Source organism: Phytohabitans rumicis (genome assembly GCF_011764445.1).
Lineage (GTDB): Bacteria > Actinomycetota > Actinomycetes > Mycobacteriales > Micromonosporaceae > Phytohabitans > Phytohabitans rumicis.
Map to the genome: position 1 here is coordinate 6616360 of NZ_BLPG01000001.1, position 23791 is coordinate 6640150.

Here is a 23791-nt window from a genome sequence, read left to right on the forward strand (position 1 = left end):
GCATGACCGACGTGATCGCGACCCTGGCGGCGTGGCCAGCCGATCTGTCCACAGTGCCCGCCGGCGTCACCCACCTACAGGTACGCGCGGACCTGACCGGCGACCTCGCACCTGGGCCGCTGCGCCGCGGTGGCGTCCGCGGGCTGATCTACACGCTGCGCAGCCGCGCGTACGGGGGGCGCGCCGCCGACCCGCCGGAGGTGCGCCGGGCCCGGCTGGCCGCCGCCGTCGCCGCCGGATACGACGTGGTCGACCTCGAGGCCGACCACGACCTCGATCCGGACCTGCTGGCCGCGGTGCCGGCGTCACGCCGGCGGATCTGCTGGCACGGCGGCGCGCTGCCGCTCGCCGGGCTGCGGGCGACGTTCGCGGCGATGGCGGCGGTGCCGGCCGCGAGTTACCTGCTGGCGTCGGCGGTGACGTCCGCCGAGGGCGCGCTCGTGCCGCTCCGGTTGCTCGGCGCACTGCGCCGCCGCGACGTCACCGCATACGGCGCCGGCTCAGCGGGTACGTGGAGCCGGCTACTCGCGCCGTGGTTGGGCGCCCCGGCGGTCACCGGCCAGCTGACCACAGTGGACGACGATGCCCCGGACGTCGCGCGACTCTGTGGCGACTACCCGTTTCCGCTGCTGTCCCCGCTACGGGAGCTGTACGGCCTGGTCGGCCCGGTGGCGCGGACCTCCAACCTGATGCGCCAGCACAACCGCGCGTACGCCGAGCGCGGTGTGCCTGGACTGCTGCTCCCGTTCTACCTGCCGGGGCTCGGCGAGTTCCTCAGCGGGTTCTGGCCGGGCGTACCGGCGGGGCTCCGCGACCTGGGCCTGCCGGTACGTGGCCTGTGCGTCAGCGGGCCCTTGAAGGAGGCGGCACTGCACGTCGCGGAGGTGGCCAGCCCGGCGGCGCGGGCGGCCGGCGCCGCCAACGCCCTGGTCCGGCGCCGGGGCGGTGGCGGGCGGAGACGACGGACACGTCCGCCGTCGCGGCGGTGCTCCGGCGGGCTGACATCCCGCTGGCGCACCGCCCCGCCGCGGTGGTCGGCTGCGGCGGTGCCGGCCGGGCCGCCGCCGTGGCGCTCCGGGACGCCGGCGCCGACGTCACGATGGTGAACCGCACCGAGACCCGGGGCCGGCTGGCGGCCGAGCTGCTCGGCCTGCCGTTCGCGCCGCTGGACGGCTTCCGGCCCGCCGGCCCGGCGCTGGTCGTGCATGCCACCACCGTCCACAAGGGCCTGCCGTTCGCCCTCGACGACCTCGACGACGGGGCCGCCGTGCTGGACATGGTGTGCCCGGCGGACGGGCCGAGCGCGCTCGTCACGGCGGCCCGGCGGCGCGGCCTGCGCACCGTCGACGGCCACCAGGTGCTCGCGGAGGAGTCGGAGCAGCAGTTCCGGCTGATGACCGGCCGGACGATGCCGGGGGTGAACTGATGCGGACATCAGCGGTCCATGACCGGTGCCTGGACCACGCGGCGCTGCTCGGCTCCTGGCGCAACACGGACGGCTCCGGGGCGTGCGGCGCCTGGTGCTGACCGAGCGCGACGGGGCCTTGCGGCTGCGGGTCTTCGGCGCGGGCCGGCCCCGGCCGTACGACTGGGGCGAGATCGCGGCGGACGGCTACGCGACGGCGCCGACGTCCGCCGCCGCTTGGGCGTTCACCGCGGTCCATGACACCGGGCAGCGCAGCATGAAGCTCTTCGGGTACACGAAGGGCGGGTTGCTGGCGCTGACCTCGTACCACGCGTTCAACGGGGCGGGCTGGCCGCCGCCCTACTGGGCGCGGGAGTTCTTCCACCGCGACCTGGAGATGCCGGCGGACACGGCGACCGGAGGCCCTCGGGCCACGGGCCGGACCACGGCGCCGCTGGGGCCGTGGCAGCTCGACCCCTCGGCACTGGTCGGGATGTGGCGCAACGTCGATCCGGCCGCCACCCGGCTGGCCCGGGTACGGATCACCGAGCGCGCCGGCTATCTGGTGGTGCGCCCGCACGGTGTGTGGACGCCCCGCCGGCACGACTGGCACGAGACGGTCGGCAGCGCGTACGCCCATGACGTCCGCACCAGCGTGGCGGTCGCGTTCACAGCCTTCTTCGAGCTGTCCGTCGGCCGGGTGGACATGGTCGGGTACCTCGACCGGCGGCTGCTCACCATCGAGACCGCGAGCGTTTTCGGGGACGGCAGCGGCCGGTATCCCTTCTACGTCCGCGAACACTTCTACCCGAGTTGAGGGCTTCGCCATGACAGTCGACATCGATAAGGCGGTGACCCAGGTCGCCGAGCTGGCCCGGGACCGCTTCGCCGACCGGGCCGGCGAGTACGACCGCGATGCCACCTTCCCCGCCGCCGATCTGGACGACCTCTTCGCCGCCGGCCTCAACGCCCCGACCGTCCCGGTCGAGCACGGCGGGCTGGGACTGGGGCCACTGCGCGGCGACGCGTACCCGCTCTGGCTGATGACGACGGAGTTGGCCAAGGCCGACCTGTCGCTGGCCCGCTGCTGGGAAGGCCACACGAACTCGCTCGTGCTCCTCGACGCGTTCGCCACCGGCGAGCAGCGGGAGCGCTGGTTCGAGGGCGTGGTGCGGCGCGGCGAGAAGTGGGTGGCGTGGAGCGGTGAGCCGCAGGCGCCCAAGCCCGGCGAGGCGCGCCGCTTCGGGACGGCGGTGGCGCGCACCGCGGACGGGTGGGTGGTCGACGGGAGCAAGGCGTTCGCCACCAGCGCCACCGGCGCGGACTGGGCCATCCTGCTGGTGAGCCTGGCCGGCCCCGGCGGTGCGCGGCACGCGGCCGCCGGCGACAGCGTGCTGCTGCTCGCCTGCGACCTGCGGCACCCGTCGGTCACCGTGGACACCTCGTGGTGGGACCCGGTCGGCATGCGGGCGACGGCCAGCCACGTCGTCCACTTCGACCACACGCCGATCGAAGGCGCGTGGCAGCTCGGCGAGCCCGGTGACTACATCCGGCAGGGCTGGCAGTCGGCGTTCATCCCGCACTACGCGGCGAGCTTCCTCGGCGCGGCGCAGGCGGCATACGACTACGCCCTGCGGTACGTCGAACGGCAGGACAAGGGCGGGGACCCGTACGTCCAGCAGCGGGTCGGCGGCATGCTCGTCGCTCTGGACACCGCCCGGCTGTGGCTGGCGCACGTGGCCCGGCTGTGGGACGAGGGGCACGCCGAGGAGGCGCGCCTCGCCGGCACCCGGGCCCGCCACGTCGTCGAGCACCTCGCGCTGTCCACCGTGGACCACTGCATCCGTACGTGCGGCGCGCGCAGCCTGGTACGACCCAGCCCGGTCGAGCGGATCCTGCGCGACCTGACCTTCTACGTCCGGCACGACAACGACGACCACATCCTGGCCACGATCGGGCGTGGAGCCCTGGGACGTCACCATGACGCGTCGTTCTTCAAGCCCTGAGCTGCTGGCGGAGGCGGCCCGCTTCCGCGACCTGATGGCCGGCTGGCCGACCGGGGTGGCCGTGGTGACCGGTACCGCGGCCGGACACCCGGTCGGCTGCACGGTGACCGCCGTCGCCTCGGTCTCGGCCGATCCTCCGCTGCTGCTGGTGTCACTGGCCGCCCGAAGCCGCACGCTGGAGGCGATCGAGCACGCCGGCCAGTTCGGGATATGCGTGCTGTCGGCGGCGCAACGTCGATTGGCCCAGACGTTCGCGACGGGTGAGCCGGCGCGGCGCTTCGCGGGTGTGCCGTTCCGATGGGTCCTCGGCGTGCCCGTGCTGCACGGCGCGATGACCGTGGCGGTGTGCGCCGTTCAGGAGGCGCTTCCGGTCGCCGACCACGTGATCGTCATGGGCGGGCCGCTCTGGCAGGCGGAGGATCACGCCGCCGCGCCGTTCATCTGGTTTCGGCGCGGCTACTGGGATCTGTGTCCCGCCGGGCCACCCCCGGGGGTTCTGGACGGTCCTAAGTCGACGCTTAACCGAATAAGATTCACATTGAAACACAACGATTTCAGGGGGCGGCATGGCCACCACGCACACCACCGCAAAGTACCTCCGCGAAGTCGATCGGCTCCCCGACGGGGGGTCGGTCCGCATCGGACCGATCGATCTGAAGCCCCTCCTTGGCCTCTGGCGCAACGCCAACAGCCGCACCTGGGGAATCTCCACAGTGGAACTCGTTGAGCGCGACGGGCAGGTGCGGGCGCACGCCTGGGCCACCGACCCGCACGCTGGCGTGATCCGGGACTGGGGCGAGGTGCCCCTCGACGGCCTGTACGCCGACGGGCCGACGTCCAACAACGTGTGCGGCTACCGGGCGACGTTCGACCTCGGCCACGCCCGTACCCAGATCCAGGCCAACATGCTCCACAGCGTCATGGTGTGCGCCGCGTTCACCACGTTCACCGACGGCAGCGGGCGGGTGAACTACCTGTCCCGCGAGTTCCTGCACCGGCGCGGAGCGCAGTCGACGGACGATCTGCCGCCACCGTCCGCATCGGACGACGACCCCGCGTGCGCCCGGGGCGACGACCGGCTGCCCATGCTCGCGGCCCCGATCGTGCCGGATCGGCTGCTGACCCGGTGGCGCAACACCGACGCGGCCACCAAGGGGATACCCGAGGTGAGCATCTCGCTCCGCGACGGACAGCCGTGCCTGCGGGTCACCGCCGCGGGACCGGATGGCCCCATCGACTGGGGTGAGGTGCCCATCACCCTCTACACCGACATCAGCGTCACCGGCGGCGGCCGCTCCGCGGCGGAGCCCGGGGCGCCGCACTACGCCGACATCCGCGCCACCGACGGCGGACCCGCCTTCTTCGCCTCCTTCGACCACGGCTTCATGCGGGTGCACGTGCAGGCCCGGTTCAACATCGGCATCCTGCCGTTCGTGATTTTCAACGAGTTCCTCGACGACAGCGGACGGGCGGACTACTTCCAGCGCGAGGTGTTCGTCCGCTAGCACGGATCCACTGTGGACCCGGCGCGGTCGCCGGGCGATCGATGCTGCCCGAAAACCCCGACGAGGGAGAAGGAGTTGAGGCCCGTGACAACGAGGACCGCAAAGAGACCCGCGGTCGGCAGGGTGCGCGACGCGCTGGGCGTCGCGCTGCTGCTGACCGTGGGAGTGACCCTCTGGTGGTGGATCCTGCCACCGGACGTCCTGGCCGGCGGTGGCCGGACCGGACCACGACAGATGTTGGTGACCGCGCTGCTGGCGCTGCCGCTGGCACTGCTGGCCGTCGGCGGCGCCGCCTGGCTGGCCCGCCGGCGCTGCTGGCACAACGGCGGATCCTGGCGCGTGCCGGCGCAGGCCGGCGCCACCGTCGGGCTCCTCGCCGTGCTCCTGCTGGCGACCGCACCGGTCCAGGGGGCCGCGCTCGACCGCTGGGCGCCCCGGCGATCGAGCCGAACCTGGCGGCGATCCAGTACAGCGACGCGTGCCCGGCCATCTACACCGCGGCGGAGTGCCGCGACCTCGAAGTCCAGATGGGCACGTTCGACGCCGACGCGGTCGCACAGGCCCACCACAAGATGATGAACACCACCGGCCATTCCGCGGAGGCGAGCGCGGCGATGAACGCGCCGTTCGACCCCAACGAGAAGGCCAGCCTGGGCGCGGACACTGTCGCCTACGCCGTGCAGGACGCGTTCATCGTGCTGCTGGTCGGTGCGCCGATCGCGTTCCTCGGCCTGTTCCTCGCGTCCCGGGCGCCCGTGCCGGTGCCGCGGCGCCGAATCAGGCCGGTCGGGGCCCGATCCCGCTGGGCCGCCGCGGGCAGCGCCCTCCTGCTGATCACCGTCGGCAACTTCGTCCTCTCGTCGGCGGCCCGCGCAGCCGTCGTGCCGTACAGCGTGCCGCTGCGGATCCCGCCCGTTCTGCAGGGTGCGGAGGTCACGCTCCAGATGCGGGAGGCCGACGTCCAGATCATGCCGACCGGGCCGCCCACCCGCATGTGGACGTACAACGGCATCTACCCGGGCCCGACCATCCGGCGGCCGAGCGGCCAGACGAGCCGGATCAGCTTCCGCAACGACCTACCCGTCACCTTCGACAGGGCGACGATCCACCACCACGGCAGCCACTCCCGGCCCAGTGAGGACGGGCAGCCGAATGACTTCCTGATTCCGCGCGGCAGCGTGCGGACGTACACGTACGAGCACCTGGAGCGCGGCGAGCCGGAGTGGGCCGTCACGCAGTGGTACCACGACCACCGGATGGACGTCACCGGCCGGAACGTGTGGAACGGCCTGGCGGGCATGTTCATTCTCGATGACGCCTTCGACTCCGCCCTGCCCCTGCCGAAGGGCGAATTCGACGTCCCGCTGGTCATCGCCGACAAGACCTTCGACGCCAACAACCAGATCCCCTACACGTTCAGCATCGTCGGCACGCTCGGCGACACGTGGCTGGTCAACGGCCGGCCGCAGCCGTACTTCGACGTCGGCGACCGCAAGTACCGGGTCCGGATCCTGAACGCCGCCAACCGGCGCCCGCTCGTCCTGGCGCTCAGCAACGGGGCGCCGATGACCCAGATCGGCACCGACGCCGGATTGCTGCCGGCCCCGATCCAGCGCACGTCCATCATCTTGCAGCCGGCCGAGCGGGTCGAGGTGGTCCTGGACTTCGCCGGTCTCCTCGGCCAGAACGTGGTCCTGATGGACACCAACACCCCCGCCACCCCCGGCAACCCGCCCAAGGAGCTCATGCAGTTCCGCGTCAACCGGGACCTCACCGAGACCAGTTCGGTACCGGCGACGCTGCGACCGGCTCCGACGTTCCCCACTCCCACGAAGGACCGCCAGTTCGTCCTGCGGGCGGTGACCAACGCCGCCGGAACGCCGACACAGTGGACGATCAACAACCAGGCGTTCGACCCTAACCGGATCGACGCTGACCCGGTGCTCAACTCCACCGAGCGCTGGACGTTCATGAACGTCTCGCCCCAGCCACACTCCATCCACCTGCACGACGTCGACTGGCAGTTGGTGAGCCGCTTCCAAGTGGTACTCGACGCCAGCGGGAACCCGACACAAGGGGCCGCGATCCCGGTCCAGCCCTACGAGTCCGCGCTGAAGGAGACCTTCTTCATCCCGGCGAACACGGGATTCTCGGTCCTCACCACGTTCACCGACCACCTCGGGCCGTACATGCTGCACTGCCACATGCTCGAGCATGAGGACATGGCCATGATGGCGCGCTTTGTAGTGAAGGCTTCCTGACCCTCCGCAATGAAGAAGGGCACCTAGCCGGGTGCCCTTCTTCACCCTACGATCAAGTCTCGTGCCGGACCTTTCGTACCGGGTCCTGGGCCCGCTGGAGGTGCTGGCGGGCGGTCACATGCTGCCCCTGGGCGGGCGGATGCCGCGCATCCTCCTCGGCACGCTCCTGCTCCAGCCCGGCCGGGTGGTCTCCACCGACGTGCTCGTCGACGTCCTCTGGCCGGCCGAGCCGCCGGCGTCCGCCGTGGCCAATCTCCGCACCTACGTGCGCGGCCTCCGCAGCCGCCTGTCCGGCGACGCCATCATGACAAAACCGCACGGGTACGCCGTACGCGTCGACCCGGATGCGCTGGATCTGACCCTGTTCGAGGACCGGGCGGCGCGGGCGCGCCAGGCATGGCAGGGCGGCGACGCGGCCGGCGCGCTGCGGCTCCTGGAGGAGGCGATCGGCCTCTGGCGCGGGCGGCTGCTGGAAGACCTGCCGGGCAGCTCTGCGTGGGAGGCGGTGGCCAGCCGGCTGACCGCGCAAAAGACGTCGCTCGTCGAGCTGGCGATGGAGATTCGCATCGGGCTGGGCCAGCCCGACGTCGCCGCTGCCGAGCTGCGCGGGCTGCTGGCGGCAGACCCGCTACACGAGGGGTTCTGGCGCCGGCTGATGCTGGCCCTGCACGCGAGCGGGCGTACGGCCGAGGCGCTGCGGGCGTACGCGGACGCGCGGCAGGTCCTGGCCGACGAGTTGGGCGTGGAGCCCGGCCCACAGCTGCGCGCGGCGTTCGACACGGTCCTCGGCGCCACCCCGCCCGCCGCCGGGCCGATCTGCCAGCTGCCGTTGAATCCGCCCGACTTCACCGGCCGGTCCGCGCTGGTCGACAGCGTGGTGGCACACCTGACCGGCGGCCCGCAGCCGGCCCTGGTCGCCATCTCGGGCGCGCCGGGCGTGGGCAAGTCCGCGCTCGCCGTCCACGCCGGACACGCCGTGCGCGGCTCGTTTCCGGACGGCCAGCTCTACGTCGACATGCGCGGCACCACCGAGGCGCCACGCGATCCGCGCGAAGTGCTGGCCGAGCTCCTGCGCGCGCTCGGTGTGTCCAATGTGGTCATTCCCGACGGTGTCGAGGCCCGTGCCGCGCTCCTGCGGTCCCGGCTGGCCGACGCCCGCATGCTGCTGGTGCTCGACGACGTCGCGCACGCCGGGCAGGTGCGGCCCCTGCTGCCCGGCGCCGGCGCCTGCGCGGTAGTGGCGACCAGTCGCCAGCGGCTGCCGGAGCTGACCGGCGCGCTCCAGGTCAATGTGGACGTCCTGACCGAGCAGGAGGCGCAGGAGCTATTCGGGCGGGTCGCCGGCCGGCGGCGGGTGGTCGAGCAGCCGGAGAGCGCCCGGGAAATCCTGCGTGCCTGCGGGCACCTGCCGCTCGCCGTCCGGATCGCCGGTGCCAAGCTGGCCCAGCGGCCGGGCTGGTCGCTGTCCGTGCTCGCCGACCGGCTCCGCCTCGAACGGCACCGCCTCGACGAGCTGCGCGCGGGCGACCTGGCCGTACGCGCCAGCGTCGAGTTGAGCTACCGGCTACTGCCGCCAGCAGCCGCTCGCGCGTTCCGGCTGCTCGGCACGCTCGGTCCTGGCCCGGTGCCGGCGTGGGTGGTGTCCGCGCTCATCGGGTCCGACTCGGAGGACACCGTGGACGTCCTCGTGGACGCCAACCTGCTGCAGCTCGTCGGGATGGACGTCGCCGGCCAGGCCCGCTACCGGCTGCACGATCTGCTGCGCTGTTACGGGGTCGAACGCGCCGACGAGGAAGGATCGCTCGAACGGCGGGCCGCCACGGTCCGCGTACTCGATGGGTGGTTGGCTCTGGCGGCGCAGGCCCGGGACCGGATGCCGGTGCATTTCTTCGGTGCGTCCTTCGCGCCGCCGCAGGCGGCGTTCGACGGCGCGGAGCGGCTGGTGGCCGATCCGATGGCCTGGTTCGAGGCGGAGCGGGCCGCGCTGGTGTCGGCGGTTGAGTTGGCCTCACTGTCCGGCTTGGACGGTCACGCGTGGCGGATCGCAGCGGCGCTGGCGCCGTTCTTCGACCTGCGTTCGCATCGCGACGTGTGGTGGCGCACCCACCAGATTGGACTGTCGTGCGCCCGTCGGGTGGGCGACGCGCACGGCGAGGCGATCCTGCTGCGCGACATCGGGCAGCTGCATCTTTACCACGACCGGTACGACGAGGCGGCCGCCGCGTTCGACGCTTCGCGGGAGCTCTTCGTGCGGGCCGGCGACGAGGCAGGGGAGGCGCTGGCGCTGTGCGGGCAGGGCACCGTGCACCGGGTCAAGGGGCGGCATCACCGGGCACTGCGGCTGTACCGGCGCGGGCTGGACGCGTTCACGCGCGGCGGTGACCGGGCCAACCAGGCCGTGGTGTCCGGCTCGATCGGGCTGGTCCACCTGGCGCTGCGCCGGCGCGACGAGGCGCAGCGTTGGCTGACCACGGCCTACGAGATGGCCGTCGAGATCGGCGACCGGCACCGCGAGGCCAATGCGCTGCACCACCTGGCGATGCTGCGGCAGGAGTGGGGGCGGCCGGATCGCGCGCAGGTGGAGCTGGATCGGGCGCTGGCCCTGCTGGAGGAGTTGGGCGACGACGCGTGTGCGGCGTACGTGCGGCAGAGCATCGGCGAGCTGCACCTGCGGTTCGGGGATCCGCGGCGGGCCGGGGCGTTTCTGACCGACTCGCTCAGCGTGTTGCAGCGCATGGGCGACCGGCGCGCCGAGGCCACGATCGCGGCGTTGCTGGGGGAGTGGCACGACGCGGCCGGCCGCACCCGCCCGGCGCAGGAGTACCTGACGCGGGCGCTGGACACGTGGCGCGAGTTGGAGGCGCCCGGCCCGGCGGCCGCGGTCGCCGCCCGCCTGCGCGCGCTCGGCTAGTCCTTTGATCATGCGTTGTATGTGTCATGTATCGACGGCGATGAGACTGCGGGCATGCGTTCGCTTGCGCCGAGGCGGTTCCTACGAGGAACCGCCGTCACCGCGACAGCGGTGACAGCCGTACTCCTGGGGACATCCGGGCCCGCCCTCGCGGCGACCGGAACCGTCAACACCGCCGGCTCAGCACTGACCGTGCGGGCCGCGCCGGGTACCTCGTACGACGCGTGGACCACGGTCGCCGACGGGGCCACCGTCACGATCGTGTGCCAGACCGAGGGCACCGCGGTCACCGGCACCTACGGCACCAGCACGGTCTGGGACATGCTGTCGAACGGCGGCTTCGTCTCCGACGCGTACGTCAACACCGGGTCGGACGGGTACGTCGAAAACGCGTGCGCCTACGTCGGCAGCCCGGCCCGGGCCAACCCGCGCGGCGCCAACGCGGCCATCTCGTGGGCGTTCGCGCGGCTCGGCTCGGCGTCGTACGAGAACCTGTGCCTCGCGTTCACCGCGCAGGCGTACGGCTGGTCGTACTCGGGATGGAACACGGCCGAGATCGGTGGAGATTGGATCCAGGCTAATGGCTACTTGCACACGAGCGGGATCCCGCCGCGTGGGGCACTGGTCTGGTACCACAACTCCGCCGGCACCGGGCATGTCGCGATCAGCCTCGGTGAGGGCAAGGTGATCGGCACCTCGGTCAACGGCGGGGTGGGCGTCGCGAGCTACACCGCACACGTCAGCTACCGCGGCTGGAGCGTGGCCCAGTACCCGGTAGCCGGCTGAGGGCTTTTCCCGTCGATCAAGGCTTTTCTCGTCGATCAAGGGCAAACGGTCGTGGAATGGAGATCGAACCACGACCGTTTGCCCTTGATCGGCGGAGAAGTCCTTGATCGACGGAGAAGTCCTTAGCCGCGGCGGAAGCGGCGGGCGCCGCAGAGGTCGTCGCGGCGGGCGGCGGGGAGCGGCTCGTCGAGGACCTGCCAGGCGCCCTGGGAGGCGTGCAGCACCTCGTCACCGCCCAGGCAGATGGCCACGTGGTCGAAGCGGGCGGCGCCAGCGGAGGCGAAGAACAGCAGGTCGCCGGGCTCGGCGTCGGCGGGGTCGATCGGCTCGCCGAGGGCGTACTGCTCGTCGGCGTCGCGTGGCACGGTCACCCCGAACCGGCGGTAGACCAGGTGGACCAGCCCGGAGCAGTCGACCGCCAGCCCGCTCGTACCGCCCACGAAGTACGCCGTACCCAGGAGTTGGCGAGCGGCCACGATGATCTGCGTGGCCGTCGGCGGCCGGCCACCGACCGGCCGGCGCCGGGTGTGCGCGGCGGACAGCCAGCCGCGGCCGCCGCCCGGCACGGACACCTCCTGCCAGCCGGGGGTCTCGTCGAGGAGCGGCAGCACGGTCCCGAAGCTCACGTCGGGCACGGTCACCCGGCCGGCCGGGGCGTCGCGCAGGCTGGTGGTCGGGGCGACGACCACCACCGCCAGGCCGCCGGTGGCCGGTGGCGCGGGCTCGGCGAGCTGGCGTTCGGGCAGCCAGCCCGGGTAGCCGCGCGGGTCCGCGGCCGAGGGCTGCCAGGGCGCGGTCACCCGCACCCAGCCGTCGACCCGTTCGTGTACGGCCACCGGCTCGCCGAGCAGCAGCTGGCTGTTGACCCGCCCCCACAGCGCCCGGCGCTCCTCGACGTCGTGCGCACCGGCCCAGCGCCGCAGGTCAGGGTGGGTGGACACGGCAGAGGCATCGAGCGGGCGTACCGCGTCGGGGGAGGTCCAGAGGTTGGCGCCGGCGACAGCCACGGCGCGGACGTCGGTCAGCGAGGAGGCCGTGGCGTGGCCGTTGACGCGCGAGCGCGGCGAGGTGTCCAACATGTCCATGGAGTCTGGGTGGCGGACATACACGGCGGATACATCAACGCCGGGATACCTCAGTGCCGGCGGCGGAACGCCAGGTCGAAGATCTCCCGACCAGCCTCGACGCCGCGCTGCTCGAACTTGGTCAGCGGCCGGTCGGCCAGCCGCGGCGCGAAGCCGTCATGCTCGTTGACCAGCTCCGGGTCGGCGCGCAGCGTCTCGAGCATGGCCTCGGCGTACTCCGCCCAGTCGGTCGCGCACCGCAGCGCGCCGCCGGGCACCAGCCGGGACCGCAGCAGCGCGACGTGCGCCGGCTGGATCAGCCGCCGCTTGTGATGCCGGGACTTCGGCCACGGATCCGGGAAGAACGCGTGTACGGCGTCCAGGCTCGCCGCGGGCAGCATGTGCCGCAGCAGCTCCACGGCGTCGCCGAGGCCGACCCGGACGTTGGTGAGCCCGCGCTCCTCGACGACGGCCAGCAGGTTGGCGATGCCGGGGGTGTGCACGTCGACGGCGAGGTAGTCGCGGCCCGGGTCGGCGGCGGCCATGGCAACGGTGGCCTCGCCCATCCCCGAGCCGATCTCCAGCACCAGCGGTGCCCGGCGGCCGAAGAGCGCGGCCGGGTCGAGCCGGGTGGTGGGCGACTCGGGGATGGGCACCCCGTACACGGGCCAGAGCCTGGTGAGCGCGTCGGCGTGGCGGCCGGTCATCCGGCCGCGGCGCGGGTGGAAGGTCCGGACGCGGGCCGGGTGTGCGACTGAAGTCATGACCTCCCGAGCATACTTAGCTGGCTGCCGCCGTGGCCGGGCCCACATCGCGGCGAACGCCGCCGCCTCGCCGGCCAGCCAGCGCTCCACATCGCCGGACCGGATGGCCGGGTCGGGCCGGTGCACCGTCCCGCGCCGCACGTCGACCAGGACGGGCGTCGCGCGCGGCAACATCTGGCGCATGTGGCGGGACATCAGGTGCAGCGTCGCCACCACGGCCTCGTCGGACGGCGGCTCGGGGTCGAAGTGCAGCCGCACCGCCTCGGCGTTGCCGTCGTCGTAGCGCAGGCCGAGGTGGGGGTTGACCTTCAGGGAGAGCCCGCCGAGGACGCCGAGCGCGTCGTGGGTCTGTGCGAGCCCCACCTTGGCCGGGTCGCCGAGGGACTTCAGGTACGAGATCGCGCCGGGGACCAGCGCCTCGTAGAGCGGCCGCCAGCGGGGCCGGACGACGTCGATGACGGCGGTCAGGTGGGCGCCCTCGGTGCGGAACTGGATGTCCGCCTTGAGTGCTTTGACCAGGGAGCCGTGCGGGTTGAAGCCGGAGCCGGACTCGCGCTGGCGGCGCAGCCCGGAGACGAAGGTGGCCTTGCTTGGGCCGGTGCGCCCGACATAGCGGGTGAAGGCGAGCAGCGTGGCGTACGGGGGTGGGGCGCCGATCACAGCAATCTCCTCACTCGGCCTAGTTGTGACTAGGCGTGATCGCTTGCTTTCGTACATACATACTAATCCGCGGGTACGACAAAGTCCGCCCCTGAACCGGTTGAGTTAGCTACATCTACATGTTTCAATGCAGCACATGTTGAGAAGGTCTCTCCTGGGCGCGGCTCTTGCCGGGCTGCTCGGTGCGTTGGCGTTCGCCGTCTCCGCACCGCCGGCGGCCGCCGCGGCTCCGGTCCGCATCATGCCGCTCGGCGACTCGATCACGGGTTCACCGGGCTGCTGGCGTTCCCTGCTCTGGAACCGGCTACAGAGCACCGGGTTCACCGACGTCGACTTCGTCGGCACGCTCCCGCCGCAGGGCTGCGGGCAGGCCCACGACGGCGACAACGAGGGGCACGGCGGCGCCCTGGTCACCGCCGTCGCCGACCAGAACCAACTCGTGGGCTGGCTGTCGGCGACCCGTCCGGACATCGTGCTGATGCACTTCGGCACGAACGACGTGTGGAGCAATCGGGACCCGGCCACGATCCTGGCCGCGTACAGCAAGCTGGTCGACCAGATGCGGGCCAGCAACCCCGGCATGAGGGTCCTGGTCGCCAAGATCATCCCGATGAATCCGAGTTCCTGCGCCGAGTGCGCACAGCGGACGGTGGCACTCAACAACGCGATCCCCGGCTGGGCCGCCGGCAAGACCACGACCGCGTCGCCGATCACCGTGGTCGACCAGTGGACCGGATTCAGCACCGCCAGCGACACGTACGACGGGGTGCACCCCAACGCCGCGGGCGACCAGAAGATGTCGGACAAGTGGTACCCGGCGCTGACCGCCGCCCTGCGCGGGGTCACGCCCACCACGCAGCCGACCACCGCGCCACCCACGACGACCCCGCCCACGAGCGCGCCGCCGACCACCGCGCCGCCGGGTGGCTGCGCCGCGACGTACCGGATCGTCGGGCAGTGGCAGGGCGGCTTCCAGGGCGAGGTGACCGTGCGCAACACCGGCACCGCCGCGACCCGGGGTTGGACGGTGCGCTTCACGTTCGCCAACGGCCAGCAGATCACCCAGATCTGGGGCGGCACGCACACCCAGAGCGGCGCGAACGTGACCGTGACCAACGCCGCCTACAACGGCGCGGTCGGCCCGAGCGCCTCGGTCAACTTCGGCTTCATCGGCAGCTGGACCGGCACAAACACCGCACCCACACCAACCTGCACCGCGACCTAGCCTGCTCGTGGAGCGTGCGCAGCGGCACCTTTAGGCGCGCTGTGCACGCTCCACTTAGCACACCGTGATCACGGTCGCTATCGAGCGTTAGCGCGACTTGAAGGCGGCCGTGATCACGAGGAGAATCTGGGCATGGGCGGACGCGGCACCATCTGGGCGGCCCTGCTGGCCGTGGCCGCGGTGCTGTTCGTGGCGGCTCCCGCGCGGGCGGCCGCGATCTACGTCGAGCTCAGCCCCGAGACCGTGCAGGCCGGTTACCTGGTCGGCATCCGGGCCAGCTGCGACGACAACAGCCAGCCGGCCACCGTCGAGTCCGACGCGTTCGGCGAGGTCAAGGTCTATCCGCAGTTCGAGGTGCTCACCGCCGCGGTGACCGTGCCGGCCGACAAGGACGCGCGCCGGTACACCGTTCGGCTGCGGTGCGCCGGCGGGGAGACCGCGACGGCCCGGCTCAACGTCCTGGCCAGCGGGCAGCCGAGCGAGGGCCGGCCACCGGCTTCGGTGGCATGGCCGATGACGGCTCCCGCGGCCTGCTGGTCGGCGGCGGGCTCGTCGCCATCGCGGTCGCGGCCGTACTCGGGGTGGTGACCCTGCGCCGGCGGCGGGCGGCGTGAAGAGACCGAAGTCGCTGACCGGGCCGATCGCCATCGTGGTGGGGCTCGCCGGTGTCCTCGCGGTCGGCGCCGGGCTGAGCGAGCACGGCGGCTTGTGGGACCGGCCGGCGAGCGGGTCCAAGCCGCCGCCGCGGGAGTTTCCGGTGCTGGAGCCGAGCCAGCCGATCCGCATCGCCATCCCGTCGATCGACGTGCGCGCCCCCGTGCACGGGGTGGGGCTGGCCGACGACGGCTCGATCTCGGTGCCGTCGGTGCACCGGCACAACGAAGCCGGCTGGTTCGACCGCGGCCCCACGCCGGGCGAGTTCGGGCCGGCCATCATCGTCGGCCACGCCGACACCAAGGATGGGCCGTCCATCTTCTACTCGCTGCCGAAGCTCAAGGCCGGCGACCGGATCGAGGTCACCCGGCGGGACCGGTCGGTGGCGATCTTCGAGGTCAACTCGGTCGAGCGCTTCGGCAAGGCCAAACTGCCCGCCGACCGGGTGTACAGCGACTACACCCGTCCCGCCCTCCGCCTGATCACCTGCGGTGGCCGGTGGGTCGGCGGGAGCATCGGGTACGCCGACAACATCGTCGCGTTCGCGTCGCTCGTGGAGACCAAAGACGCGTGATACATTGACGACGATCGCTCTCTGGAGGGAGCTCGTCGTGCGTACACGAATCGTCCTTGCCCTTGTCGCGTTGGGTGCCACGGTCGGCGGCGCCGGCCTGGCGGCGGCGGCCACCGTGCCCGCGGCCGGTCCCATCACCACCCTGGCGAACGGCAACTTCGATTGGACCCGGCCCCAGACGGCCGCGACCGGGCTGACGGTGCCGTGGGGGCTGGCGTTCCTGCCCGACGGCAGCGCGCTGGTCAGCGAGCGCAACAGCGCCCGGGTGCTGCGGATCCCACCCGGCCAGCAGCCGCAGCAGGTCGCGACCATCAACGGCGTCTCGGCGACCGGTGAGGCGGGGCTGCTCGGGCTCGCGGTCTCCCCGACGTACGGGCAGGACGGGTTCGTCTACGCGTACTTCACGTCGGCCTCGGACAACCGGATCGTGCGGTTCACGCTGGCCGCGCCGCAGACCCAGACGCCGATCCTGACCGGACTGGCGCGGGCGAGCATCCACGACGGCGGGCGGATCGCGTTCGGGCCGGACGGCATGCTGTACGCGGGCGTCGGCGACGCCGGCAACACCGCCAACGCGCAAAACCCGCAGAGCCGCAACGGCAAGATCCTGCGCATGCGGCCGGACGGCAGCACGCCGCCGGACAACCCGACCGCGGGCTCGCTCGTCTACAGCCTCGGCCACCGCAACGTGCAGGGGCTGGCCTGGGACTCGTCCGGTCGGCTGTACGCCAGTGAGTTCGGGCAGAACACCTGGGACGAGGTCAACTACATCGTGCCGGGCGGCAACTACGGCTGGCCGACGGTGGAGGGCCGGGCCGGCGATTCGCGCTTCCGGGACCCGATCGTGCAGTGGACCACCGCCGAGGCGTCCCCGAGCGGTGCGGCCGTGGACGGCAACACGCTGCTGGTCGCGGCGCTGCGCGGGACCCGGCTGTGGCAGGTCCCGCTGAACGGCAGCGGCGGCGCCGGCACCCCGACCGCCCAGCTCACCGGGCAGTACGGGCGGCTGCGCACGGTCGCCGTGGGCCCGGACGGCTACCTGTGGGTGATGACGAGCAACCGGGACGGCCGCGGCACGCCCGCCGCCACCGACGACCGGATCCTGCGCTTCCCGCCGGTCGGCACGGTGCCCACCAGCACGGCGTCGCCCGTGCCCACGGTCATCACGACGTCGCCGCCGGTCACCACGCCGCCGCCGGCCGGTGCGTGCAGCGTGTCGTACCAGCTGAACCAGTGGAGCAACGGCTTCACGGCCAACGTGACCGTCACCAACAACGGCGGGGCGATCAACGGCTGGGCGCTCACCTGGAGCTTCGCCGGCAACCAGCAGATCACCAACGCGTGGAACTCCACGGTCACCCAGAGCGGGACGGCCGTGACCGCGCGCAACGCGAGCTGGAACGCGTCGATCCCGGCGGGCGGCACGGCGAACTTCGGCTTCCAAGCGACGTACAGCGGCACCAATGCGCGGCCGGCTGAGTTCCGGCTCAACAACACGGTCTGCACGGCCACCTAGACTGGGCGCTCGTGACTGCTGCTGTTGCCTTTGATGCCGCCACGAGCACCTGGACCCTGACCACCCCATCGACCTCGTACGCGTTCCGACGCAGTGAGGGCTCACTCTGGCACGTGCACTGGGGGCCGCGGCTGGCGCCGGAGCAACTCGCCGGGCTTCCGCTGCGCTCGCGCAGCCACGGCGACGTGTTCGGCGAGGAGTTGCCAGGCGAGGGCGGCGAGCGGTTCGGGCCGCCGTCGCTGCGGGTCGCCTTCGCCGACGGGGTGCGCGCGGTCGAGTGGGACTACGTCGACCACACGATCGACGGCGGCCACCTGACCGTGCGGCTCGCCGACCGGCACTACCCGCTCGAGGTCGAGCTGCACTACCGGGTGTACGACGACTCGGACGTCATCGAGCGGTGGAGCGCGTTGCGGCACACGGGTGACGCCGACCCCATCGTGGTCGACATCGCCGACTCGGCGTCCTGGACGCTGCCCGCCCGGCCTGACTACCGGCTCAGCTACGTGGCGGGGAGTGGAGCGCCGAGTTCCAGCTGCGGCGGGTGCCCCTCGTGCCCGGCGGGGAGACCGTGCTCACCAGCCGGCGTGGCATCACCCGGCACCAGAGCAACCCGTGGCTGACCGTGGACTCAGGTGACGCCACCGAGGAGCACGGCGAGACGTGGACCGCCGCCCTGGCGTGGAGCGGCACGTGGCGGATCGCGGCACTGCGTACCCTCGGCGGGCACGTCACGGTGAGCGGCGGGTCAGGACACGACGGCGCACCGCGGACGCTGGCCCCCGGCGCGCGGTGGGAAACCCCGGTGTTCGCGGGACTCTATGCCGCGGACGGCTTCGGTGGCGCGAGCCGCCGGTGGCACGAGCACGCCCGCCGCCACGTGCTGCCCACACCCGACGAGGTACGGCCGGTGCTCTACAACTCGTGGGAGGGCACCTGGTTCGACGTCAACGAGGACAACCAGCGGGAGATCGCCGCGCTGGCCGCCGAGATGGGCGTCGAGCTCTTCGTGATGGACGACGGATGGTTCGGCGGTCGGACGAGCGAGCGAGCCGGCCTCGGCGACTGGTGGCCCAACCCGGACCGCTTCCCGAACGGCCTCACCCCGCTCATCCAGGAGGTGCACAAGCTGGGCATGCGGTTCGGGCTGTGGGTGGAGCCGGAGATGGTGAACCCGGACAGCGACCTCTACCGGGCACACCCGGACTGGGTGCTGCACATGCCCAACCGCGGTCGTACCGAGATCCGCAACCAACTGGTGCTCGACTTTGGACGGTCCGAAGTGGCCGAATGGGCGTACGGCTGGCTGGACCGGCTGCTCGCCGAGCACGAGATCGACTTCATCAAGTGGGACATGAACCGTCCCTTCACCGAGACGCCGCCGGACGCGTTCACCGCACACACCGAGGCGGTCTACTCCATCTTGGACAGACTGCGGGCCGCCCATCCGCAGGTCCGCATCGAGAGCTGCGCCAGCGGCGGCGGACGGGTGGACCTGGGCGTACTGGCCCGCACCGACCAGGTCTGGACCTCCGACAACACCGACCCGGTTGATCGGATCCACATCCAACATGGGTACAGCCAGGTTTACCCGGCGCAGGCGATGGGCGCCTGGGCCAGCGATCCGGTCAACCCGCTGACCCGGCGGCTGGCCCCGGTGCGGTTCCGCTTCCATGTCGCGATGGCGGGCGCGCTCGGCATCAGCGGCAGCCTGCACGAGTGGCCCGCCGCGGAACGCCAGGAGGCGGCCGCCCTGGTGGCCCAGTACAAGGACATTCGGCACGTGGTCCAGCACGGTGCGCTGTACCGACTCACACCGCCCACAGTGGAGGGTACGACGGTCGTGCAGTACGTGTCGGCCGACCGCTCGGAAGCGGTGGTGCTCGCGTGGCGGCCGGCCGTTCGGCACGGTCAAGCGGACCCGCCGGTGCGCCTCGCCGGGCTGGACCCGTCGGCCCGCTACCAGGACCCGTCGACCGGCACCACGTACGACGGCGCCGTCCTGATGGCGTACGGCCTGGAGCCGGCCTTCCCCAAGGGCGACTACGCCAGCACACTGATCCACCTCCGCACCGTCCCGTAACGCCCGCCGCGTTCCCCGCGCCGCCTCGCGCCGCGTCGCCGCGCGCCGCCGCGCGCCGCGTCGCCGCGCGCCGCCGCGCCGCCGCGCGCCGATCAAGGCCCTGCGCGTCGATCAAGGGCGAACGGTCGTGCTTTGATCTCCGATCCACGACCGTTTGTCCTTGATCGACGGGAAAGTCCTTGATCGACGCGGGGCGGCGGAGGGTGGAGGGCGAGCCGCTCTGCGGGCGCGGGGCGCGGAAGGCACACTGGCAGGCGTGACGACGACGCTGGCTATCGACTGTGGGGCGGGGGGATCAAGGCATCCGTGCTGGACGAGGCGGGCACCATGCGCGCCCAGCCGGTGCGGGTGCCCACGCCGTACCCGTTGCCGCCGTCCCTGTTCGTGCAGACCCTCGCCGACCTGGCCGCCAAGCTGCCGACCGCGGACCGGGCGACGGTGGGCATGCCGGGGATGATCAGGCATGGGGTGGTGGTCGCGACGCCGCACTATGTGACGCGCAACGGTCCCCGTACCAAGGTGGATCCGGACCTGGTCCAGGAGTGGGCGGGGTTTGACGCCCGGTCCGCGCTCGGCGACGCCTTCGGGGTGCCCACGCTGGTGCTGAACGACGCGGAGGTGCACGGCGCCGGGGTGGTCGCCGGCACCGGGCTGGAGCTGGTCCTGACCCTGGGTACGGGGCTGGGCTGCGCGCTCTTCGACGGCGGGATCCTGGCACCGCACCTGGAGTTTTCGCAGGCGCCGGTGCGCTGGGGGCTGAGCTACGACACGTACATCGGCGAGCACGAGCGGCGGCGGCTGGGGGACACGTTCTGGTCCCGGCGGATCCGCACGATCGTGGAGGGCCTGCGGCCGGTGTTTCTGTGGGACCGGCTCTACCTGGGTGGCGGCAACTCCCGGCGGATCCGGCCCGAGCAGCTCGTGCGGATGGGCGACGACGTGGTCGTGGTGCCCAACACCGCCGGCATCATCGGCGGCGTGCGAGCGTGGTCACTCACGAGGCCGTAGCCGCCGATCAAGGACTTCTGCGTCGATCAAGGGCAAATGGTCGCGGTTTGGAGATCAAAGCACGGCCATTTGCCCTTGATCGACGCGAAAGGGCGGGAAGGGCGACGCGAAGAAGGGGCGGGAAGGGCACGCAAGAGCGGCTAAGAGGGGCCGGGGTCGCGGCCTTGCTCGGCTAGGAAGCGTTCCAGCTCGGCGCCTAGCTCCTCGGCGGTGGGCAGGGGGCCGCTGTCGGCGAGCAGGTTGGCGCCGAGGGTGCGCCCCCGGGTGAACGCGTCGTACTGCTCTTCCAGGGCCCGGACCAGCTCGGCGGCCTCGGCGGTCTGGGCGATCTGCTGGTCGACGTCGGCGCGTACCAGCTCGGCGGCCTGGCGCAGGCCGTCGGTGGGCAGGAGCAGCCCGGTGGACTTGGACACCGAGGTCAGCAGCACCTCGGCGGCCGCCGGGTACTCGGCCTGGGCGAGGTAGTGCGGGACGTGGGCGGCGAAGCCCATCGCGTCGTGGCTCTGCTGCCCGAGCCGGAACTCCAGCAGGTGGCCGGCGCTGCCCGGCACCTGGACCCGCTGCAGCCAGGGCTCGTAGCCGGCGACCAGCTCCCGTCGACTGCCGTGAGCGGTGATGCCGGTGGGGCGGGTGTGGGGCACGGCCATCGGGATGGAGTTGAGCCCGACGGACAGGCGTACGCCGAGCCGGTCGACCAGGGCGATGAGCGCGGCCACGAACCGCTCCCACTGCAGGTCCGGCTCCGGGCCGGTGAGCAGCAGGAACGGCGTACCGGCGTCGTCGCCCAGCAGGTGCAGCTCCACCCGCGGGTCCTCGTACGACTCCCAGTGGTCCTCGACGAAGATCATCGGGGGCCGCCGGGATCGGTAGTCGATGAGCTGGTCGACGTCGAACCGGGCCACCGCGCGGGACTCGAGCGTCTCCAGGAGGTGCTCGCGGGCCAGGCGGGTCGCGTTGCCCGCGTCGACGAAGCCGCTCAGCGCCTGCACCAGCACCGGCCTGCCCAGCTCGGGCAGGTCCTCGGCCAGCTCGTACAGGCCATGCGGATCGAGCACCGGTCCTCCTCCGTACAAACACCTACTCGTCATTAAACCCGCGGGCCCAGCCGTCGATTCCCGCCAAGAGCCGACTCCGGACCTCCGGCGGCGCCGCCGACGCCTCGACCGAGTGCCGGGCCAGTACCGCCAGCTCGGCGTCCGAGCAGCCCAGGTCGTGCCGGGCGATCTCGTACTGCCGGTGCAGCCCGCCGGGAACAGCAGCGGGTCGTCGCTGCCGAGCGCGACCCGTACACCGGCCCCGAGCAGGGTACGCACGGGTACGGCGGCCAGGTTCGCGATCACGCCGAGCGGTGGGTATGACGTGGGGCACACCTCCAGTGTCACGCCCTCGTTCGCCAGCAGGTCGAGCGTGGCCGGGTCGGCGCAGGCGGTCAGCCCGTGCCCGATCCGGCGGGCGCCGAGCAGCGTGACGCAGTCGCGCACGTGCCGGGCCGGCTCGTAGAACCCACCGTGCGGCACCGCGAGCAGCCCCGCGCCGGCCGCGATCCGAAACGCGGGCGCGAAGTCGGCCACCCTCCCGAGGCGTTCATCGTTGGACAGTCCAAAGCCGACGACGCCGGCACCGGCATAGCGGGCGGCCAGGCGCGCGACGCGTTCCGCCTCGTCGGGGGAGCGGGCCCAGCTCGCGGCCAGGACCACGCCGGTGGCACCGCCGCCGGCGCCGGCCAGCACCGCCTCCACGACCGGCTCCAGGCCGCCCAGCCGCGCGGCGTACGAGGTGGGGTCGACCTGGATCTCCACCCACCCCGCGCCGTCCGCCGCGTCGTCCGCTGTGGCCTCGGCTACCACGCGGGCGATGTCCTCCGGGGTACGCAGTGCGGCGCGCGCCGCGTCGTACCTGCTCTGGAACGCGGGCCACGCGTGCGCGCCGCCCGAGTCCAGCGGCGGCGGCAGGGGTACGCCATAGCGGTCGGCCAGTTCGGCGAGGGTGGCCGGGCGCATGGAGCCGGTGAGGTGGAGATGGAGGTTCGCCTTCGGCAGGAGACGCGGGTCACGCACGGCTCGACCCTAACCGCGACTATGACTACTATGGGTCCACAGGCGACTACGTTGAGTTTCAAGGCTTCTGTTGCGTGGACGGCGGTCCAAGGACCCCTCTCAGCCGAACGGATGAGGTAGTCACACGCCCTCGGGCGCGCATCTACTTGTGGACATATCTAACCTCATGTCATGACTTCATGGGCATACCCGACATGCCGGTCTAGCGAGGTTCGCGCCTCGGCTCAACCGCCTGTCGTGGAGTGCCCGAATAGTTAGCCTGGCAAAGTGGTGAGCGTCACAAAATCACTGTGGGTAATCGCCCGTGAAGCTGCCTAGCCTCGCTGGATGCGTGACGACGACAAGAAAATCCCCCAGAACGCCGCCACAGCTACCCCTAACCGTTCGGCTGATGGCACATCCACCGGAAAGCATCGCCTTCACACTCAGTCATGGCACACCGTCGCCCGCGAGCGTGCGACGCAGTGGGCCACTGAGCTCCCGGCCTGGCTCCGCACCCGGAGTTGGCCGTCGTTCAGCGACCAGTTCAGCGGTCGCCGGCTGCGGCTCGCCGTGGCCACCAGCGTGATCGGTGCGCTCGGCTTCGCCGCGGTCGCCGAGAACGTGGCCACCACCGACGCCGTCACCTCGGTGTCGCCGGCCGCTGCCGCGCAGGCGCAGGTGGCGGAGCGGGCCCAGGCCCAGCAGGCGGCGTCCCGGTCGCAGCGGGTCCAGGCCGAGGCGGCCGCCAAGGCCAAGAAGGACGCTGCCGCCAAGGCCGCCGCGGCCAAGGCCGCGGCCGACAAGAAGGCGGCGGCGCAGAAGGCCGCCGCCGCCGCTGCCGCCGCCGCGAAGTCGCCGGCGCACGTGGCCCCGGTCGGCAGCCTTACGCAGGTCCAGATGGACAACGCGCAGGCCATCGTCCAGACCGGACTGAACCTCGGCGTGCCGCAGCGTGGCCTGGTCATCGCGGTGGCCACCGCCATGCAGGAGAGCACGCTGCTCAACCGGGCCAGCGAGGTGCTGCCCGAGTCCTACCAGTACACGCACCAGGGCACCGGCTCCGACCACGACTCGGTGGGCCTGTTCCAGCAGCGGCCGAGCAGCGGCTGGGGCTCCGTGGCCAACCTGATGAAGCCCGAGTACGCGGCGACGGCGTTCTACCGGGTGCTGCTGCAGGTGCCGGGCTGGCAGGGCATGGCGCTGACGTACGCCGCGCAGGCCGTCCAGGTCTCGGCGTACCCGGAGGCGTACGCCAAGCACGAGGGCGGCGCCGCGTGGATCGTCAGCACGTTGCTGAAGGCCGGCGTCAAGGCACAGTAGGTAGTGGCGA

At 72.2% G+C, this 23791-nt stretch carries 19 protein-coding genes and 4 pseudogenes; 18 read left to right on the plus strand and 5 right to left on the minus strand.

Annotated features, from left to right (window positions below):
• The first annotated feature begins 2 nt into the window (after positions 1 to 2).
• From Prum_RS30145 to Prum_RS30190, 10 genes are all read left to right on the plus strand, one after another.
• Positions 3 to 1106, plus strand: coding sequence for a type I 3-dehydroquinate dehydratase (locus Prum_RS30145; RefSeq protein ID WP_173079550.1), 1104 nt, complete (start codon positions 3 to 5; stop codon positions 1104 to 1106).
• Positions 1067 to 1426 (plus strand): Rossmann-fold NAD(P)-binding domain-containing protein, encoded by a 360-nt coding sequence (locus Prum_RS30150; RefSeq protein ID WP_218577396.1) that lies wholly within the window; start codon positions 1067 to 1069, stop codon positions 1424 to 1426. Before Prum_RS30145 ends, Prum_RS30150 begins: the two co-directional genes overlap by 40 nt.
• Positions 1427 to 1508: 82 nt before the next feature.
• Positions 1509 to 2222 carry a hypothetical protein gene (locus tag Prum_RS30155; RefSeq protein WP_173079552.1) on the plus strand — a complete coding sequence of 238 codons (714 nt, stop codon included), beginning with the start codon at positions 1509 to 1511 and terminating at the stop codon, positions 2220 to 2222.
• A 10-nt stretch (positions 2223 to 2232) separates the two neighbouring features.
• Positions 2233 to 3411: an acyl-CoA dehydrogenase family protein gene (locus Prum_RS30160; RefSeq protein WP_173079553.1), complete on the plus strand. Its 1179-nt coding sequence runs from the start codon at positions 2233 to 2235 to the stop codon at positions 3409 to 3411.
• Complete coding sequence (locus tag Prum_RS30165; protein ID WP_173079554.1) at positions 3365 to 4138, plus strand: flavin reductase family protein; 774 nt, start codon at positions 3365 to 3367, stop codon at positions 4136 to 4138. Before Prum_RS30160 ends, Prum_RS30165 begins: the two co-directional genes overlap by 47 nt.
• Positions 4125 to 4916, plus strand: a complete 792-nt coding sequence (locus Prum_RS30170) for a hypothetical protein (RefSeq protein WP_173079555.1) — start codon at positions 4125 to 4127, stop codon at positions 4914 to 4916. The genes Prum_RS30165 and Prum_RS30170 overlap by 14 nt, the downstream gene beginning before the upstream one ends.
• Before the next feature lie 84 nt (positions 4917 to 5000).
• Positions 5001 to 5492 (plus strand): hypothetical protein, encoded by a 492-nt coding sequence (locus tag Prum_RS30175; RefSeq protein WP_173079556.1) that lies wholly within the window; start codon positions 5001 to 5003, stop codon positions 5490 to 5492.
• A complete protein-coding gene (locus Prum_RS30180; protein ID WP_173079557.1) occupies positions 5444 to 7177 on the plus strand; it encodes a multicopper oxidase family protein in 1734 nt (577 codons plus the stop codon). The genes Prum_RS30175 and Prum_RS30180 overlap by 49 nt, the downstream gene beginning before the upstream one ends.
• Positions 7178 to 7238: 61 nt before the next feature.
• Entirely contained in the window at positions 7239 to 10088 is a 2850-nt protein-coding gene (locus Prum_RS30185) for an AfsR/SARP family transcriptional regulator (protein WP_218577397.1), read from the plus strand.
• Between the two features lie 111 nt (positions 10089 to 10199).
• On the plus strand, positions 10200 to 10874 hold the full coding sequence (locus Prum_RS30190; protein ID WP_173079558.1) for a hypothetical protein: 675 nt from the start codon (positions 10200 to 10202) through the stop codon (positions 10872 to 10874).
• A gap of 122 nt (positions 10875 to 10996) precedes the next feature.
• On the opposite strand, the gene Prum_RS30195 is transcribed toward Prum_RS30190, so the two are convergent.
• The 3 genes and pseudogenes from Prum_RS30195 to Prum_RS48865 all read right to left on the minus strand — a co-directional run.
• On the minus strand, positions 10997 to 11959 hold the full coding sequence (locus Prum_RS30195) for a C40 family peptidase (RefSeq protein ID WP_173079559.1): 963 nt from the start codon (positions 11957 to 11959) through the stop codon (positions 10997 to 10999).
• A 50-nt stretch (positions 11960 to 12009) separates the two neighbouring features.
• On the minus strand, positions 12010 to 12702 hold the full coding sequence (trmB, locus tag Prum_RS30200) for a tRNA (guanosine(46)-N7)-methyltransferase TrmB (RefSeq protein ID WP_218577761.1): 693 nt from the start codon (positions 12700 to 12702) through the stop codon (positions 12010 to 12012).
• A 39-nt stretch (positions 12703 to 12741) separates the two neighbouring features.
• A pseudogene (locus Prum_RS48865) lies at positions 12742 to 13419 on the minus strand (hypothetical protein); the annotation flags it as partial.
• A 79-nt stretch (positions 13420 to 13498) separates the two neighbouring features.
• Here Prum_RS48865 and Prum_RS30205 point away from each other — a divergent pair.
• From Prum_RS30205 to Prum_RS30230, 7 genes and pseudogenes are all read left to right on the plus strand, one after another.
• Complete coding sequence (locus tag Prum_RS30205) at positions 13499 to 14587, plus strand: cellulose binding domain-containing protein (protein WP_173079560.1); 1089 nt, start codon at positions 13499 to 13501, stop codon at positions 14585 to 14587.
• A 132-nt stretch (positions 14588 to 14719) separates the two neighbouring features.
• Positions 14720 to 15175 (plus strand): hypothetical protein, encoded by a 456-nt coding sequence (locus tag Prum_RS30210; protein ID WP_246278185.1) that lies wholly within the window; start codon positions 14720 to 14722, stop codon positions 15173 to 15175.
• A gap of 22 nt (positions 15176 to 15197) precedes the next feature.
• Positions 15198 to 15815, plus strand: a complete 618-nt coding sequence (locus tag Prum_RS30215; RefSeq protein ID WP_173079561.1) for a class F sortase — start codon at positions 15198 to 15200, stop codon at positions 15813 to 15815.
• A 37-nt stretch (positions 15816 to 15852) separates the two neighbouring features.
• Positions 15853 to 17331, plus strand: a complete 1479-nt coding sequence (locus Prum_RS53945; protein ID WP_281369018.1) for a PQQ-dependent sugar dehydrogenase — start codon at positions 15853 to 15855, stop codon at positions 17329 to 17331.
• A 113-nt stretch (positions 17332 to 17444) separates the two neighbouring features.
• Positions 17445 to 19069 (plus strand): annotated as a pseudogene (locus Prum_RS30225) (alpha-galactosidase); the annotation flags it as partial.
• Between the two features lie 141 nt (positions 19070 to 19210).
• Positions 19211 to 19414, plus strand: a complete 204-nt coding sequence (locus Prum_RS52105) for a GH36 C-terminal domain-containing protein (protein ID WP_246278634.1) — start codon at positions 19211 to 19213, stop codon at positions 19412 to 19414.
• A gap of 256 nt (positions 19415 to 19670) precedes the next feature.
• Positions 19671 to 20422, plus strand: a pseudogene (locus tag Prum_RS30230) (ROK family protein).
• Positions 20423 to 20562: 140 nt separating this feature from the next.
• Here Prum_RS30230 and Prum_RS52110 read toward each other — a convergent pair.
• A complete protein-coding gene (locus tag Prum_RS52110) occupies positions 20563 to 21477 on the minus strand; it encodes a proteasome assembly chaperone family protein (protein ID WP_173079563.1) in 915 nt (304 codons plus the stop codon).
• A gap of 255 nt (positions 21478 to 21732) precedes the next feature.
• Positions 21733 to 22422: pseudogene (locus Prum_RS52115) on the minus strand (adenosine deaminase family protein); the annotation flags it as partial.
• Between the two features lie 384 nt (positions 22423 to 22806).
• On the opposite strand from Prum_RS52115, the gene Prum_RS30245 reads away from it, so the two are divergent.
• Positions 22807 to 23781, plus strand: a complete 975-nt coding sequence (locus tag Prum_RS30245; protein ID WP_173072765.1) for a hypothetical protein — start codon at positions 22807 to 22809, stop codon at positions 23779 to 23781.
• The last annotated feature ends 10 nt before the right edge of the window (positions 23782 to 23791 follow it).